Below are 16,580 nucleotides of genomic sequence, written 5' to 3' on the forward strand. Positions count from 1 at the left end.
CAGAATACATACCACAAAAATACACATTAGTGCGGTAAAATTCATTTTTTTAGATTATAAACTCCTTATTTTCTGATGTTTGTTTTTTTGGAATTTTAAATTTTTAGCAAATGTCACAACTCAGGACATATTATAAAATTATTTTTTTATCTGTGAATTTGCGGCGATTTTTATTTTGAAATTTTAATTTTAGAATTATTCAAGAAATCATATATTGAACTCGGCACCTGTGTAAGCAAGAAAAATATCGAGTTTTGGTAAAAGTTCTTTTATGTGCAGCAATTTATCAATTCTTATTTTTCCGATAATATAGCTAAAATCCCTTCCAACATATCGTTCCGAAACGTAATCAAGATGGAAATGATTTAAATCCCTTTCATTATAATAGCGGATATAAATTTCAATTGCAGCATCAGTGGTATAACTGAAGCCGCCATAATATTTCATTTTTTTATACTCATATTTATAATCGTGAGTTGTTGCGGTAATATCTGACAAAACTGCCGAACCTGTGGGATTTCCGCCGGCTCCTTTGCCAAACATAAATTGCTTGTCGTAAAACAAACCTTCTATTACAACTCCGTTAAACTGATATTCCACGTTGTAAATATATTCATCGGGTTTTACAAATTTAGGCAAAACAAACAATGATATTTTTCGCTCATTTATTTTATTCACCTGAGCAACAAGCTTTATTTTATAACCTTTTTCACGGGCATAATTTATGTCATGCTCCGAAATATTTTGTATTCCGTAATTCAGAACATTATCGGGATTCACAATCACACCAAAACTGTGAATGGTAATTATTATCAGTTTATATAAAGAATCAAAGCCGCCAACATCAAGCAGGGGTTCACTCTCGGCATAACCAAGTTCCTGTGCTTGTTTTAAAGCTGTTGTATAATCGAGCTTTTCATTAAATATTTTTGAAAGAATATAATTTGAAGAGCCGTTTAAAATACCGCTTACAGAAAGCAACAAATCATTATCATAGTATTCTTCAAGATTTCTTAAAACGGGAATACTTCCGCATGAAGACGCTTCATATAGCAAGGAAACATTGTTCTTATGCTGCAATTCTATTAATTCTTTCAGGTGATAAGCAAGCATTTTTTTATTGGCAGAAACAACATTTTTCCCGTTCATCAACGATGATTTCACGATTTGATATGCTGCATCGGCATCGTCAATAAGCTCAACAACCAGATTTATTTCGGCATCATTAATAATTTCATCTGTGTTGTATGTAAATAATTCTTTTGATATTGAACGTTGCTTGTCTTTATTTTTCACACAAATTTTTTTTATTTGTGCATCGTGTCCTTTGCTCTCTTTTAAAACGTGATAAAGTCCTTGCCCAACCGTGCCGAACCCGAATAATCCTATTTTTATTTTTGAATTCATAATTATTTTTTTTGATTTTTTTTAGACTCTGACAGGTTGAAAAAACCTGTCAGGTCTAATTAGTTCCATAAAATCGAGAATTTGGTTCAGAATGTTAGAGTTCGAGGCTTTCGAAGTTTTAAAAATCAGGAGTCCCGCATGTGCGGGATGACTGATTTTTAAAACGAGAATAACGAAGAAATAGGACATTCTTTAACCTGTTTTCATAAGACCTGACAGAGTTTTTTCAACCTGTCATAAGACCTGACAGAGTTTTTCAACCTGTCATAAGACCTGACAGAGTTTTTCAACCTGTCAGAGTCTATTTAATTTAAATTTTTACCAATGCCTGTTCAAAATCCGCAATAATATCATCTATATGCTCAATACCCACAGAAACCCGCAATAATGATGGCTGAACACCCGCAGCAAGTTGTTCTTCATCCGACAATTGCTGATGAGTTGTTGCAGATGGCTGAATGATTAATGTTTTTGCATCGCCAACATTTGCAAGATGACTAACTAATTTGAGCGAATCAACAACTTTTGTTGCATTTTCTTTTTCTCCTTTTACAATAAAAGATAACACACCGCCAAATCCTTTTTTCAGATATTTTTTTGCAAGCTCATGATACGGACTGCTCGGCAATCCCGGATAATTAACTTTTTCAACTTTCGGATGTTTTTCGAGCCAGTTAGCAAGTTCGAGTGTGTTTGCCACGTGACGTTCCATTCTCAAAGATAATGTTTCCAATCCTTGAATTAGCTGGAACGAATTAAACGGACTAATTGCCGGACCAAAATCCCTAAGTCCTTCAACTCTTGCACGGATAATAAATGCAATATTTCCGAACTGACTTTTTGAACCGAACACATCCCAGAATTTTAATCCGTGATATCCTTCCGATGGTTCTGTAAATTGAGGGAATTTTCCATTGCCCCAGTTAAAATTACCACCGTCAACAATAACACCACCCATGCTTGTGCCATGTCCGCATATCCATTTTGTTGCTGATTCGACAACAATGTTTGCTCCATGTTCTAATGGTCTGAATAAATATCCTGCACCGGCAAACGTGTTATCAACGATTAATGGAATTTCGTGTTTTTGCGCAAGCTTTGCTATTGCATCGAAATCGGGAATATTAAATTCAGGATTGCCGATAACTTCCAGATAAATTGCTTTTGTTTTTTCATTAATTAATTTATCAAATTCATCGGGATTATCATTTTTTGCAAAACGAACTTCAATGCCTAAACGCTTGAATGAAACTTTGAATTGATTGTAGCTTCCACCATATAAATATGAAGTGGAAACAAAATTATCGCCAACTTGCAAAATATTATTTAACGCAATAAATTGCGCTGCATGTCCCGAAGAAACCGCCAATGCGGCAACTCCGCCTTCGAGTGCTGCTATTCGTTTTTCGAAAACGTCAGTTGTAGGATTCATTAATCGCGTATAAATATTTCCAAATTCCTTTAATGCAAAAAGGTTTGCACCATGTTCGGAATTTTTAAATAAATACGAGGTTGTTTGATAAATAGGTACTGCTCTTGACAAAGTAGTTGCATCAACTTCCTGTCCGGCATGAACCTGTAATGTTTCGAATTTTAAATTGTTTTTTTCCATTTTATTTTTATTTATAAGTTTAAGATTTATTTATTTTATTTAAATCAAACGGTGTTGTTTGATATACATAGTAATTTAGCCAATTTGCAAATAACAAATTTGCATGACTTTGGCATCTCGTCAAAGGTGGTTTTGTAGCATCATCATTTGGAAAATAGTTTTTGGGTATTGCTATTTTCAATCCTTTTTTGATGTCTCTTTCATATTCATTTTTCAAAGTATCGGGCTCGTATTCGGGATGACCTGTTACAAAAACTTTTCTTCCATCCTTAGATGCAACCAAATAAACACCGGCTTCTTCAGATTCTGATAATATAACAAGTTCTTTTATTTTTTCGATATCTTTCCTTTTCACTTCGGTATAACGCGAATGAGGAGCAATATAAATATCGTCAAATCCACGAACTATGGGATACTTCTTGTTACTCACATTATGCTCAAAATTTCCCGACACTTTTTCTTTTAAAGGATATTTAGGAATTCCGTAATGATAATAAAGTCCCGCCTGCGCTGCCCAGCAAATATATAAAGTTGACGTAACATTATTTTCCGCCCAATTCATTATTTCTTTCATTTCATTCCAGTAATCAACATCTTCAAACTCCATTTCTTCAACAGGAGCGCCTGTAATTATCAATCCGTCATATTTTGAACTCCTTATTTTACTAAAGGTTTTATAAAATGATTTTAAATGCTCAGATGATGTGTTTTTTGAAGTATGCGTTTCGGGAAGAAACATATCAATTTCTATTTGTAATGGCGTATTGGAAAGCAGCCGTAGAATATGTGTCTCGGTTACTATCTTTACCGGCATTATATTGAGTAATGCAATTTTTAACGGTCGGATATCCTGATGAATCGCCTTTGATTCCTTTATTGTAAAAATATACTCCTTATTCAATATCTCTATAGCCGGCAGTTTATCTGGTATGTTAATTGGCATAAAAATTCAATTTTAATTGTTTATAATAATAATTAAATAATTTGATTTTGCTTCCTGAATAGCCCCTGTTTTGATAGTTTTTAATTAAGTAAAAAAAATAAAACATCAAAAGGGGCATTGCATGCAACATAATTTGCATGTAATTAATTCGATTGAAATGTGTGTGTTTTTCATGTTTGTAATTAATTTATATTTCCCGTTCGGGTCAGGAGTTGGCACCTTTTCCACGTTGGAGGGTTGCCAGAAGGTTATAGAGCCTGTTCTCTCGCTTCTTCTTTATAAATCAATTGCTATCTTTTTGAAGGGTAGTAATTGAAATGCGTTGCAAATATACAAAAAATATTTTATTTAAAAAATTTTAATTTTTTATTTTAGCTTTACTAAACTTTGAAAGTTTAGTAAAGCAGTTTAAAAAGCATAAAGTAATGTTGATAAATATCTTTCACCTGTATCAGGTATTATCACAACAATATTTTTCCCTTTGTTTTCCTGTCGTTTTGCAATTTGTAATGCTGCATATACAGCAGCACCTGAAGAAATTCCTACAATTAATCCTTCTGTTCTTGCTAATTTTCGACCTGTTTCAAATGCTTCTTCATTTTTAACAGTTATAATTTCATCTATTATTGATTTGTTTAATACATTTGGAATAAAGCCGGCACCAATTCCCTGAATTTTGTGTGGTCCGGCGTTTCCTCCTGACAACACAGGAGAATCGGTAGGTTCAACTGCAATAATTTTAATATTGGGATTTCGTTCTTTTAATACTTCTCCCACGCCCGTTATGGTTCCACCTGTTCCAACACCCGAAACAAAGATATCAACCTTACCATCGGTGTCTTTCCATATTTCTTCTGCGGTAATTTTTCTGTGAATATCGGGATTTGCAGGATTATTGAACTGTTGAGGAACAAACGAATTTGGTGTTTTAGAAGCTAATTCATTTGCAGCTCGGATTGCACCCGACATTCCTTCTGTTCCGGGAGTTAAAACCAATTCGGCTCCCAGCGCTTTTAAAAGATTTCTGCGTTCAACACTCATTGTATCGGGCATTGTTAAAACAAGATTGTATCCTTTTGCGGCGGCAATAAATGCAAGAGCTACACCTGTATTTCCGCTGGTAGGTTCAATAATAACTGTATCTTTCTTTATTAATCCTTTTTCTTCAGCATCTTTGAGCATTGAATATCCGATTCTATCTTTAACGCTGCCACCAGGATTGAAATATTCCAGTTTCCCGATTATAGTTGCTAAGGTGTTATTCTCTTTATTAAAATTTGATAATTCCAGTAAGGGAGTATTACCAATTAGCTCAGTTAAATTTTTTGCTATTTTTGACATGGCTTTAATTTTTAAATTTTATAATGCAAATTTAGATGTTTATTTTAAACTGTGCAATACCTTAAAATAGGTATTTTAATCTATTTTATAATTTAATTTCACAACTTCGCCAACAATAATAAGCAAAGGAGAATTAAGCATATTTGCTTTAGGAATAATATCGTTGAGCATACCAATAACTATTTGCTGTTCTGGCATCGAAATATTTTCGATTAATGCTATTGGCGTATTTGGCAACCTTCCAGATTCAATCAACTTATCTATAATAATATTAATATTTGAAGCCGCCATATAAAAAACTATTGTATCTGTATTTGGTATAATAATACTTTTTTCGGGATGTCCGGTGCAAAAAGCTACAGATGATGATATGCCTCTGTTTGTGAGCGGAATTGCGGCATAAGCTGCTGCTGCAAGTGCTGAAGTTATGCCGGGAATGATATCTACTTCAACGGCTTTTTGTTTAAGATATTGGTACTCCTCCCCGCCACGACCAAAAATCATCGGGTCGCCACCTTTTAATCGAACAACAATATTTTTTTCTAAAGCATATTTATATATGATTTGATTTATTTCTTCTTGATTTTTACTGTGCAACCCTTTTCGCTTGCCTACATATATTTTTTCTGCTTTATATTTATTTAAAGCATCTTTATTAATTAAATCATCGTAAATAATTACTTGGCTTTGATGCAAAATTCTATCGGCTTTAACCGTCATTAATTCGGGGTCGCCCGGACCAAAACCTATAATATATACTTTACATTTTTCTGCCATTTACGTTTTATATTAAACATCATATTTCTTCTTTTTCAAACATCTTTTTTATTCTATTTCTCCACTCAATAGCTTTTTTTACATTTGTTCCGCTTGAACTAACGGCAACAGTAATATTTTCTTCTTTATATATAGCAGGAGAAATAAAGTCGCACAATGAAGGGTCGTCAACTACATTTACCAATATATTTAATTTGGCAGCATCAGATTTTATTTGAGCATTAATCTCTTTGTTATTCGTGCATGCGTAAACAATATAGAAACCATACAAATCAACTGTATTATATTCTTTATTTATTTTCTTGAAATTAGTTTTCTTAATATTATCATTAATTTCTTTTGAAAGAATAGTTATTTTATCGGTAAACGCAGAAATGCTAAATAATTTTTGTTCGGCTATCTTTCCGCCACCAATAATAAGAATACTTTTATTTGTGATGTCTAAAAAAACAGGTAAATATATTTTGTTATCTGGCATTTTTTAGTTTTGTTAAGTTGCAATATGGAAGTTAAACTGTTTGCTGATTTATTCCATTTTACTTTTGCATTTCGCATTAATTTTTTTTAATTAATACCGACCAATAATCTCCATTTCTTTCTTGTTTTAAAATATCATGACCTTCACTTTTTACCGACCCTGGAACGTTTTCAATTGGTTCGCCATCGTCGAGTAGCACTTCTAACAATTCGCCCTGCTTTAAAGTAGTAAGTTCTATTTTTGTTTTTACAAAATTCATCGGACATTTTATTCCCCTCAAATCTTTTGTTTTATGTGTATTTTCCTTTTTCTCTGTTACAATTACTTTAGCAGATTCTGTTTTAAATTGGAGCGAATCGTCCATGTTTTCGTACAATTCAATTACGTCGGCAGATAACATATAAATATTATCTTTGTCCGGAGTAAAATCAAGAGTTTTGTTATTATTAGCTGCTTCTATCAAGTATTTATATTTGCTGTTTACTAAACCTTCATTGATAAAATTATTAATAAATGAATTGTAAAGTTCGTTATCATTTTTGGGCTCAATAGCTTTTGTTATCAATAGCATTCGCGATGATGAAAAAATAATTTTATATAACAATTCATTAATATATTTTTTATCAGATGTTTTTGAAATTTCATCTTTGCTTTGCTTTATTATGTTCATGTCAATATCTATCATGTCAAAAAGACCAACGGAACATTCGCCCAAGCCACGCCCTATCAAAGAGAAAACATTTTCACTTCCCCAGTCGAAATAATAATTTTTGTCATCTTCAAAATTAGGGATAATAAATTTGCTTGAAAGTTCGGCTATATCTTTCTTTCCTTCAGATGATATATATTCAGAGAATTTTTTATATTTAGTTTTTTTATTTAAATATTTTTCAAAAAGCTGAATAGTAAATTTAGGTAAATCGCGTGCGTTTATTTCGCCAAATTGCTCTGCAAGTTTTGCGTCATATTCAGATTGAACAGCACCTGCAAATATTTTATAAGCCGGATACATTCTGTCGTTACGTCCTACCACACCATAAAAACCTAAATCGGCTGCTGCTTGTTGTCCGCATGAATTGGGGCATCCTGAAATATTAATTTTTATTTCGTTTAATTCATCCAATGCCAGTGTGCTTTTCGCCAACTCTTTTCTCAATCCTTTTATTACACCTTTTGACAAGCATATTCCCAAGCGACATGTATCGGCACCGGTGCACGAAACCAAAGAGTTTAAAATAACCGGCTCGTTAGTTTGCACGCCTGTTTTAACAAGCAAATTATAAATATTGCCCACAAATTGCTCCGGAATATTTCGCAAATGAATATCCTGCCGCATCGAAAATCTAATAACATCATCTCCAAATGCCTCAAAGTATTCGCCAATAATATTAACTGTTTCGGCAGAAATATTTCCATTTAAAAATGGTACCGTTATGCTAAATAACCCCGATTGTTTTTGTGTTTTAACATATCTTTTTTCCCAAATATAAAACTCAGGAGTGTTTGCTATTTCTGGTTTTACGGAAGGAATGGTATTTTTATAATTAATTTCAGGAATAACTACTTTGTTGATTTCATTAGTTTTTACTTCATTATAAATATCATTAAACAACTCGAAAGTTTTTTCTTTTCCGAGTTTAAAAAACACATAACGCAAACGAGCTTTATGTTTATTTTTTCTGTTGCCATAACGAGAAAATAATTGTTTTGCTGCATCAGCAACAATGCCAATTTCATCAACGGAAATAAAATCGAACAAAACCGGACTAACCATTGGCTTAGAGCCAAGCGAGCCACCAAGAAATACCTTAAAGCCCTTTTTCCCGTCTTTTAATTTTGCAATAAAACCCAAATCGTTGAAAGCTGCATTGGCTGTATCTTTATCGGAGTTTGAAAATGCAATTTTAAATTTTCGTGGTAAAGTCCATGAATCGGCTTCGGCAATAAGTTTATTTGTTAGAGCAACAGCATAAGGATAAACATCAAAAACTTCATCTTTATTAATTCCCGAATCAACTGAAGTTAAAATATTTCTTACAGTATTGCCTCCGCCACCACGCGACGAAAGCCCAATTTCATAAAGGTCATTAAGAACATTAACTGTATTCTGCAATGTAATATTTTGTATTTGAATTTCCTGTCTTGTAGTTATATGTAGTAATTCCGAGTTGTATTTTTTTGCAATTAATGCAACTTGTTTCAAATGCGAAGGATTAATGTAGCCACCTGCACAACGAATGCGAACCATAAATGTTCCGTCTTTTCGTTGTTCGTAAATACCCATAGGCACTCGCACTGTTTTAAATTTCAGCGGCTCTATTTTTTTATTAATAAAATCGGAAACAACTGCTTCGTAATTTTTTATTTCGTCTAATAAATTTAATGGTAATGTGTACATAATTTAGCTTGGGATTATTATTCAACAATAATTATTTGTTCTTCTTGGGTATTAAATTCAATAATTTTAAATGCTTTTAAAACCGGTATGTTTTCGGCTAAGGAAATTATAAAATATAAAATATTTGGGTCGAAAGCTAATTTAATATCTTCTTCCGATGGGCGTGATGGTGTTTTTGGATGACTATGATAATTGGCTATTATTTCCAATCCGTTTTTTCTTGAATTTTTTAAAACTTCAAATTGTTCAATTTTATCAAATGAAAAATGTTCTTGGCTATTGTCAATATTTTTCATTTCATATATTTTTGTTATTGTATTAGCACTACCAACTAAATAACCGCAAGCTTCTATTGGATTTTCTTTTTTTGCATGTGCAATAATTTTATCAATAATTTTTTGTTTTATCTTTATCATTTTCCAACGATTATTTTTTCATTATTAATATTCCGTAATGATATGGTTCAAGCACAAATGTTTTTTTTATTAATTTCCATTTTGATTTATTTAACAATACAATAATCTCATCAGGTTTTGGCCTTATTGATAAATCTGGTCCCCGCGGTGTTTTTATATCGCTTCTCCAGTGAATAATTCCAACCTTTCCTTTCGGGCGCAAAATTCTATATGCTTCATTGAACAATTCTTCCGGATTTTCATGATGCAGAATATTAAATAACATAACATAATCAATAGAACCGCTCTTTAAACATGTCGTCTTTTGTATTATGTCTTTATGATAAAGTTTAATATTCCCTTTAGATTCACACTGTATTCTGTTCTTCACAAATTTTATCATCTCTTTATCAATGTCGAAAGCATACAGAATGCCTTTTATTCTTTTTGATGCGGGTATTGTAAAAGTTCCATAACCACATCCAATTTCAACTAAGTTATTGATACCTGAATTGATTTCCAAACCGGATAAAATTGTGTCAACATCAAAGAATGATTCCCATAATTTTTGCTCCGGCATCCCACTGTCTCTTATTTTCATATTTCATTTTTTAAATGATACATTTATTTCTATTTTGCAAGTTGTTTTTTTATTATTTGTGTTTTAAATCGCATACCGGCATTTCTTCCTGTATTAATTCTGTAATTGAAGGGTGCGAACCACAAACAGGACAATTGTCATTTCTTTTAAAATCAGATGTTCTGAAATTCATGTTAAGTGCATTAAATATTAAAAATCTATTTGTAATTAATTCGCCGATACCTGTTAAATATTTTAGTGCTTCTGTTGCCTGAATAGTTCCAAGCATTCCGGCAATAGACCCTAAAACTCCGGCTTGCGAACAAGCAGGAACGAGCCCTTTTGGTGGCAGTGTTTTAAAAACACATCGACAACACGCATTGCCCGGAGTGTGGGTCATTGTTTGTCCGTCGAATTTCAATATGCCTCCGTGAGAGAATGGCTTACCAAACATCACGCATGCATCATTAATTAAAAACTTAGTAGGAAAATTATCAGTTCCGTCAATTATAAAATCATATTCCGAAATAATTTTTTTTATATTATCAACAGTTAAAAGCTCTTGGTATGTTATTACATTTACATCGGGATTTATTTTTTCTATTTTTTCTTTAGCTGAAATAACTTTTGCCCGATTTATATCAGGCGTAGTGTGTATAATTTGACGTTGTAAATTTGTAATATCTACAACATCGCCATCAATAATGCCAATAGTGCCAACACCTGCTGCAGCCAAATAAAGAGCAGCCGGAGAACCTAAGCCACCGGCACCAACTACTAATACTTTTCCTTCGAGAAGTTTCATTTGTCCTTCAACTCCAACTTCTTTTAAAATAATATGTCGGCTGTATCTTTCTATTTGTATGTCTGTAAAATCCATTTTTTATGATTTTAAATTTTCTAACGAATATTTTATGTCTTCTATAATATCTTCAATATCTTCTATTCCTAATGATATTCTAATTAACGTTTCTGTTATATTCAATTCTTTTTTAATTTCATTTGAATATTCGCTATAAATTGTAGATGCAGGGTGAATAGCCAAAGTTTTATTATCGTTTAAATTAGTTGCCCTACGAATAATTTTAAGGTTATTGAGAAATTCAAAACAATATTCTTTTTTGAGCATTTCAAAGCTTATTATGCCCCCATGAAGAGAACCAAACTGTTGATTTCCTATTTCGTGAAATTCCGAATTGCTAAGTCCGGAATAATTTATTTTTGTAATTAATTTTTGTTTTTGAAGCCATTCGGCAAGCAATTGTGCATTATAACATGACTTTTCAACCCGTAAAATAAAAGTTTCTAATCCGAGAGTTTGCAAAAACGCATTATGAGGCGATAAGCATGCACCTATATTCCTAAAAACTTCTTTTCTTAATTTTGCAATGAAAGTAAATTTTCCAAATTTTTTATTGTCTGCTGATAGTTTTGGAATATGGCTCCAGTTAAAACTACCATGGTCTATTATTATTCCGCCAACAGAAGTAGCACCACCTGAAATATATTTTGTTGATGATATAACTTCAATATCAACACCCAATTCTTTTGCTTTAAAAAAACAAATTGGCGTAGCAGTAGAATCAACTATTAACAAAAGATTATGTTTTTTTGCTATTGCTGAAATTTTTTTTAAATCGGCAATTTCATTTTGAGGATTTGTAACTGTTTCTAAAAATATTCCTCTTGTATTTGAATCAATAAGTTTTTCAATGTTTTCAACATTTTTAACATCGGCATACTTAAAAGAAATGCCAAATGGTTTCAATGTGTTTTCAAATAAAGAATATGTATTCCCGAATAATTTATTCGATGAAATAAAATTATCACCTGTTTGAGATAACCCAAAAAAAACATTCGAAATTGCTGCCATACCCGACGACAATGCAATAACTCCTGAAGAATCTGTAAGATTTTTTACAACACTTTCAAAGTATTCAACAGTAGGGTTCGATAATCGCGAGTAAACGTGAATTGCTTGCGTTCCTTTGAAAGCATTTTCCATAGTTTCAGCATTTTCAGTTTCAAATGCAGCATTGTCATATACCGGCATACGCAAAGAACCGTGAATGTCTTTTTTGTTAAAAGGAGTATGTATGGCTTTTGTAGCTAATTTCATTCTAATCTTTTTTATTCTTTTAATTTTTCAATCCTTTTAATTCATTTTTTTTATCTTCCTCCACCCATAAAATAGAGAAAATCTAACTCGTCATTTTCTTTTATTTTTATTTTATCGAAATCATTAATATCAACAAAGTTTCCGTTTAATTGTACCGAAACCATTTCAAAAGACGCTACATTATTTTGTTTAAGTAGTTCCGAAATAGTAATTTCAGATTGTTCGATTGTTTGGTCTTTGCCATTTACTTTGATTTTCATAATGATATAATATTAAGAGTTTTTATATTTCTTGGTTTTGTTTCTATTGATTATTAGTTTCACAATTCACACAGCAAAATTCGGAAATTAACAAATGCAGAGCAATACCTCAAAATAGGTATTTTTAATGTGGTTAATTGGAGATATTAAATGTAGTATTCAATTGTGTCGATAATGCCTTTTCTTACGGCATACATAATAAGCTCAGAGGTATTATTTATGTTGAGTTTATTAAGAATATTCTTTCGGTGTGTATTTACTGTATGAATGCTTATGAAAATTTTCTGAGCAATATCTTTTGTAGTTAATCCCTGAGCCAGCAACTTAATAATTTCAATTTCTTTATTTGTTAAGTGAACATCGCTATCTTCTTTTGAATCGTAATTGTTTTTATTTAATAGAATTCCTAATATATATTCATTAAAATACTTTTTGCCGTTAACAGTTGTTTTTAAAGCATTTTGGAATTCCTCAATGGAACAATCTTTTTGAATAAAATTTATTATTCCCGATTTTAATACTTTATTTATTGTTTCTTTGCTTTTGCTGGCAGTAATTACAAGAATTTTAATGTCGGGTAAAATTGACTTTATTTCCTTAATATTTTCAATTTCAAAATCCAATACATTCTCAAAATCTATTAAAATCAAATCGGGTTTATGTTCTTTGATTTTTTGAAATAATTCCTGTTTGTCGGTTGCAAACCCAATAATTTCAATATCCGGATTTTTTTGCAGAATATGTTTTATTCCTTCAAAAAATATTATTTGCGTATCAGCAATAAGGATTTTATTGGTTGTCATTTTAAATAGGAACTAAAATTCATTTGTAAAAATTATTGTGCATTTTTTGCAAAGTTAATAAGAAAAGTATTTGCGTTGGTATTTAAAGAAATTAAATATTGGATTCGGGAAGCAATAGCTCAAAAAAAGTAATGAAATATTTTATTGAAAAAATTTAAAAGTAAAATTTGTTTTGCTTAAAGCTTGGATACCGAAGACAAAGGTTTAACCCACATAATTGCTCCGGTTGGTAAAAGTGTTAATATATATACTCTCAAAACAGACAGGCTATTTGCCAAAAACTTATAAGTTGATTGTTTAAAATTGCTAATGCTAATTTGAACTGCAGGAATTAGTTAATTGTATCTCTTGTTTCGCCGCATGTGAGCATCATATTACCATAAAATGGATTCCGAATCTGTTTTTCGGTACTCAACCAAAATGCACCGATTTTTTGATTTGCCATCGGGCAAAACTGAACATATGCTTTATTCTTGCCTGTTCCGAAAGCTTTGAATACTTTAATCAGGTTTTCGGATGTTGAAACAAATGATTTTCTGATTTCATCAACATTTGAATTTATTTTTATCTCTTTTAAAGAAGTTAAAATCAAATTACTTTTTGTCATCCAATATTCATGCGAGGCACCGGAAAAAAGATTCATGTCAGTTGTTTCAATTTTTTTAATCAGGTTTTGAGCTTCGGTAAATGCACCGTTAGCATCTGATGCCACAAGTCTATTTTTAAAAAGAATATAGGCATTGAAAATCAAATTTAATTGATTGGCAAGATTTGCAGAAGTCATATTTTTAAAATCAGGAATAACTTCATTTTTAGTTTCTTTATTACGGTTCATCATGCTTGTTTTACCCGCCAACTGAGCGGCTGCATCAAGGCTGAATACACCGTTTGTAACCAATTCTTCGCCTTCCTGTAACCCGCTTAACACAACAAAACTGTTACCCAGTTCCGGACCTAAGTCAATTTCCCGCATTTCAAAAGTGGGTATTTGCTTATCGGGGATTTTAACGTAAACAACAGAGCGTTTACCTGTCCAAAGAACCGCCGAGCGAGGAATGATAATATTGTCTTTAAAATTTTCTAACTTGGCATTTACTATACCTGTTGCAAACATGCCTGGTTTAAAAATTCTGCTATTATTTGCAAGCTCGATACGAACTTTTGCAACTCTTGAAAAATCATCAATTACAGGTGCTATAAAAGAAATATTGGCAGTAAAATTTTTTCCGGGAATTGATTGTAAGATAAATTGCACTTTATCGCCTTGCTTAATCCATGGCAAATCACTTTCGTAAGCATCAAATAAAATCCAGACCTTTGATAAATCAGAAACTTCATACAACGCAGAACCCTGAGAAACATAATCGCCCTGATTTACAATTTTTTTAGTGATAACTCCGGAAACTGTTGATTTTACAGCAAAATTCGAAATTAATTTTTCTGTTTTTTCGATTTCGGAAATTTGCGAATTAGTAAGTTTCCATTGACGAAGTTTTTCCCGTGCTGCTTCCAGTACACCAGGTAAAGTATTGGCAAGTTTTTTTGCTTCGAGTAGTTCTTGTTGAGCCTGAATAAGTGTTGGCGAATAAATTACTGCAATAGTTTGTCCTTTTACCACTTCATCACCGGTAAAATTTACCAATAATTGCTCAATACGCCCCGGTACATGTGCGGGGACAGTTTGTATTAAACGTTCATCCGCTTCAATACGGCCATACAAACGAACTTCTTTTTCGGGTTTTTTACGTTTAACAATAGTCGTCTGAACATTGGCTAATTGCAAAGCATCTGTTGAAAGTTCGATGGTATTTGAACCTGAACTACCGGAGTTTTGAGTAAGCGGAATTAAGTCCATGCCGCAAATCGGACATTTGCCTGGTTTATCTTGTCTTATTTGTGGATGCATGGCACAAGTCCAGATTGTACCAATATTTTGCGAACTTAAAAGAGTATGATTGTCAGGTGGAGTTGATTTATAAAACATCAACCAACCCAAAAATATACCTAAAAGGAATATAACTGTCCTGTGAAAATATTTGTTTTTAATGAACTTTTTCATATCTCTTATTTTAATTTTTCGAAAGTAATTTTTGTAATCCTGCAATGGCAGAAAGTTTATCAACCTGTGCCCGAAAAATATTTAATTTGTAATCCAATAACTGACGATGCAAACGAATTAAAGCATCAAAATCGGCACCCGACGAGGAGTATTGCACTAATAATAAATCAAAACTTTTCTGTGTCAAAGAAATAATATCATGATAAATTGATGATTTGCGTTCTGCATCTTTTAAGGCAAACTGGTATTCGTAAAATTCCATTAAAAGTATGTTTTCTGTATTGCTCAATTGTTCATCGGATGAATTTTCCAGATATTGTGCTTCTTTGATTGATGCATTATATTTTTTGCGGTATATTGGAAGTTTTAGTGTAAGCATTGGCATGAACATATCTTTACCGTTCATTCCGGAAGTGCTCATATCGCTTTTATTTATCAGCATATAATTTAATCCCATGCCAATCATCGGATATCTCAGTTTTTTATTCATCTGCTGCTGTTGTTGATATGCCAAAACATCAGCTTTATTCATTTTTATCATCGGATTATTCACTTTAATACTATCGAACAAAGCAGGATTGTGAAAGTCGAAAAAAGGAATATTCAAACTGTCAGGGATAAAAATTTCAGTATCTGAATTTCGATTTAATAACAAATTGATTTGAATGATTAACATTTGTTTTCGATTTTTCAATAAAGCTATATTATCTTCCAGTTCTTTTATTTCAACCTGTAAACGCAATAAATCAGAAAAAGCGGAACTGCTACCCGTCATTGATTGACTGTTTATGGTAGTCATTCCCTGCTGGTTTGACAGCTGACTATTTGAATTCATGTTCATTGAATTATTTCCCTGAACTATGTTGCTATTTAATATTTGATTGCCTGTGTTTACTTGATTTGTGTTACCGGTATTGATGGTCGCGGACTTAGTTAAAAGTAATTGTTCGATGCTTTTCAGTAAAACAAAAGTTGTATCATACACCTGAATTTGTTTTTTTGTAAGAAAAAGCTGATAGTAATCATTTCTGATATTGAAAAATATCTCTTCTTTTGCAGCCCTGAATAATTCAAATGAAGATAAAGTCATTGCTGATGCTTCATTTCTCGCAGCTTTAAAAGTGCCAAACCATGGAAACATTTGCATGAGTTGCATTTGTGCCTGTTGATTTCCGTTGACCAATTCCATCGGTTTAATAAAATAACCAAACGAAATATCAGGATCGGGCAAACTGCCTGCTTGCCGGATTTTTTGTGAATCGGCAAGATATTTATTGTATTTTGCTTTTAACCCCGGATTATTTTTTGCTGCTATTTTAAGTAAGGTACCTATATTTTCCTGTGCGTTTAATTTTAAAAAAAACAATACAGAAAAGATAATCAGGATATGTTTGAAATTTACACTCAT

At 32.1% G+C, this 16,580-nt stretch carries 15 protein-coding genes and 1 riboswitch; all 15 genes read right to left on the bottom strand.

Going from position 1 to position 16,580, the window contains the following annotated elements; all coding sequences use genetic code 11:
• Window positions 1-207 precede the first annotated feature (207 nt).
• Window positions 208-1,407 carry a homoserine dehydrogenase gene (locus tag WC223_00005; GenBank protein MFA6922610.1) on the bottom strand — a complete coding sequence of 400 codons (1,200 nt, stop codon included), beginning with the start codon at window positions 1,405-1,407 and terminating at the stop codon, window positions 208-210.
• Between the two features lie 310 nt (window positions 1,408-1,717).
• Complete coding sequence (locus WC223_00010) at window positions 1,718-3,019, bottom strand: O-acetylhomoserine aminocarboxypropyltransferase/cysteine synthase (GenBank protein MFA6922611.1); 1,302 nt, start codon at window positions 3,017-3,019, stop codon at window positions 1,718-1,720.
• 19 nt (window positions 3,020-3,038) lie between these two features.
• Window positions 3,039-3,962 carry a homoserine O-succinyltransferase gene (gene metA / locus WC223_00015; protein MFA6922612.1) on the bottom strand — a complete coding sequence of 308 codons (924 nt, stop codon included), beginning with the start codon at window positions 3,960-3,962 and terminating at the stop codon, window positions 3,039-3,041.
• A gap of 184 nt (window positions 3,963-4,146) precedes the next feature.
• Window positions 4,147-4,247: riboswitch (SAM riboswitch) on the bottom strand.
• A 123-nt stretch (window positions 4,248-4,370) separates the two neighbouring features.
• Window positions 4,371-5,303 carry a cysteine synthase A gene (cysK, locus tag WC223_00020; GenBank protein MFA6922613.1) on the bottom strand — a complete coding sequence of 311 codons (933 nt, stop codon included), beginning with the start codon at window positions 5,301-5,303 and terminating at the stop codon, window positions 4,371-4,373.
• A 75-nt stretch (window positions 5,304-5,378) separates the two neighbouring features.
• Window positions 5,379-6,080 (bottom strand): uroporphyrinogen-III C-methyltransferase, encoded by a 702-nt coding sequence (cobA, locus tag WC223_00025; protein MFA6922614.1) that lies wholly within the window; start codon window positions 6,078-6,080, stop codon window positions 5,379-5,381.
• A gap of 19 nt (window positions 6,081-6,099) precedes the next feature.
• Window positions 6,100-6,558: a bifunctional precorrin-2 dehydrogenase/sirohydrochlorin ferrochelatase gene (locus WC223_00030; GenBank protein ID MFA6922615.1), complete on the bottom strand. Its 459-nt coding sequence runs from the start codon at window positions 6,556-6,558 to the stop codon at window positions 6,100-6,102.
• Between the two features lie 76 nt (window positions 6,559-6,634).
• Window positions 6,635-8,956: a sulfurtransferase TusA family protein gene (locus WC223_00035; GenBank protein ID MFA6922616.1), complete on the bottom strand. Its 2,322-nt coding sequence runs from the start codon at window positions 8,954-8,956 to the stop codon at window positions 6,635-6,637.
• Window positions 8,957-8,973: 17 nt separating this feature from the next.
• Entirely contained in the window at window positions 8,974-9,372 is a 399-nt protein-coding gene (locus WC223_00040; protein MFA6922617.1) for a M67 family metallopeptidase, read from the bottom strand.
• Window positions 9,373-9,382: 10 nt separating this feature from the next.
• Window positions 9,383-9,952, bottom strand: coding sequence for a class I SAM-dependent methyltransferase (locus tag WC223_00045; GenBank protein MFA6922618.1), 570 nt, complete (start codon window positions 9,950-9,952; stop codon window positions 9,383-9,385).
• Between the two features lie 52 nt (window positions 9,953-10,004).
• Window positions 10,005-10,811 carry a HesA/MoeB/ThiF family protein gene (locus WC223_00050; protein ID MFA6922619.1) on the bottom strand — a complete coding sequence of 269 codons (807 nt, stop codon included), beginning with the start codon at window positions 10,809-10,811 and terminating at the stop codon, window positions 10,005-10,007.
• Window positions 10,812-10,814: 3 nt separating this feature from the next.
• Complete coding sequence (locus tag WC223_00055; protein ID MFA6922620.1) at window positions 10,815-12,050, bottom strand: aminotransferase class I/II-fold pyridoxal phosphate-dependent enzyme; 1,236 nt, start codon at window positions 12,048-12,050, stop codon at window positions 10,815-10,817.
• Between the two features lie 50 nt (window positions 12,051-12,100).
• A complete protein-coding gene (thiS, locus tag WC223_00060) occupies window positions 12,101-12,310 on the bottom strand; it encodes a sulfur carrier protein ThiS (GenBank protein ID MFA6922621.1) in 210 nt (69 codons plus the stop codon).
• Window positions 12,311-12,456: 146 nt separating this feature from the next.
• Window positions 12,457-13,113 carry a response regulator transcription factor gene (locus tag WC223_00065; protein MFA6922622.1) on the bottom strand — a complete coding sequence of 219 codons (657 nt, stop codon included), beginning with the start codon at window positions 13,111-13,113 and terminating at the stop codon, window positions 12,457-12,459.
• Window positions 13,114-13,444: 331 nt separating this feature from the next.
• Window positions 13,445-15,172: an efflux RND transporter periplasmic adaptor subunit gene (locus tag WC223_00070; GenBank protein MFA6922623.1), complete on the bottom strand. Its 1,728-nt coding sequence runs from the start codon at window positions 15,170-15,172 to the stop codon at window positions 13,445-13,447.
• Between the two features lie 10 nt (window positions 15,173-15,182).
• Window positions 15,183-16,580, bottom strand: a complete 1,398-nt coding sequence (locus WC223_00075; protein ID MFA6922624.1) for a TolC family protein — start codon at window positions 16,578-16,580, stop codon at window positions 15,183-15,185.

It is taken from the genome of Bacteroidales bacterium, from assembly GCA_041671145.1.
Taxonomy (GTDB): Bacteria; Bacteroidota; Bacteroidia; order Bacteroidales; family JAHJDW01; genus JAQUPB01.

What these genes read in the sequence shown, in the direction of transcription:
- WC223_00050 (MFA6922619.1), bottom strand. Translation starts at nt 10,811, where the DNA reads ATGGATTTTACAGACATACAAATAGAAAGATACAGCCGACATATTATT.
- metA (MFA6922612.1), bottom strand. Translation starts at nt 3,962, where the DNA reads ATGCCAATTAACATACCAGATAAACTGCCGGCTATAGAGATATTGAAT.
- thiS (MFA6922621.1), bottom strand. Translation starts at nt 12,310, where the DNA reads ATGAAAATCAAAGTAAATGGCAAAGACCAAACAATCGAACAATCTGAA.
- cobA (MFA6922614.1), bottom strand. Translation starts at nt 6,080, where the DNA reads ATGGCAGAAAAATGTAAAGTATATATTATAGGTTTTGGTCCGGGCGAC.
- WC223_00035 (MFA6922616.1), bottom strand. Translation starts at nt 8,956, where the DNA reads ATGTACACATTACCATTAAATTTATTAGACGAAATAAAAAATTACGAA.
- cysK (MFA6922613.1), bottom strand. Translation starts at nt 5,303, where the DNA reads ATGTCAAAAATAGCAAAAAATTTAACTGAGCTAATTGGTAATACTCCC.
- WC223_00030 (MFA6922615.1), bottom strand. Translation starts at nt 6,558, where the DNA reads ATGCCAGATAACAAAATATATTTACCTGTTTTTTTAGACATCACAAAT.
- WC223_00065 (MFA6922622.1), bottom strand. Translation starts at nt 13,113, where the DNA reads ATGACAACCAATAAAATCCTTATTGCTGATACGCAAATAATATTTTTT.
- WC223_00075 (MFA6922624.1), bottom strand. Translation starts at nt 16,580, where the DNA reads ATGAGTGTAAATTTCAAACATATCCTGATTATCTTTTCTGTATTGTTT.
- WC223_00005 (MFA6922610.1), bottom strand. Translation starts at nt 1,407, where the DNA reads ATGAATTCAAAAATAAAAATAGGATTATTCGGGTTCGGCACGGTTGGG.
- WC223_00045 (MFA6922618.1), bottom strand. Translation starts at nt 9,952, where the DNA reads ATGAAAATAAGAGACAGTGGGATGCCGGAGCAAAAATTATGGGAATCA.
- WC223_00010 (MFA6922611.1), bottom strand. Translation starts at nt 3,019, where the DNA reads ATGGAAAAAAACAATTTAAAATTCGAAACATTACAGGTTCATGCCGGA.
- WC223_00070 (MFA6922623.1), bottom strand. Translation starts at nt 15,172, where the DNA reads ATGAAAAAGTTCATTAAAAACAAATATTTTCACAGGACAGTTATATTC.
- WC223_00040 (MFA6922617.1), bottom strand. Translation starts at nt 9,372, where the DNA reads ATGATAAAGATAAAACAAAAAATTATTGATAAAATTATTGCACATGCA.
- WC223_00055 (MFA6922620.1), bottom strand. Translation starts at nt 12,050, where the DNA reads ATGAAATTAGCTACAAAAGCCATACATACTCCTTTTAACAAAAAAGAC.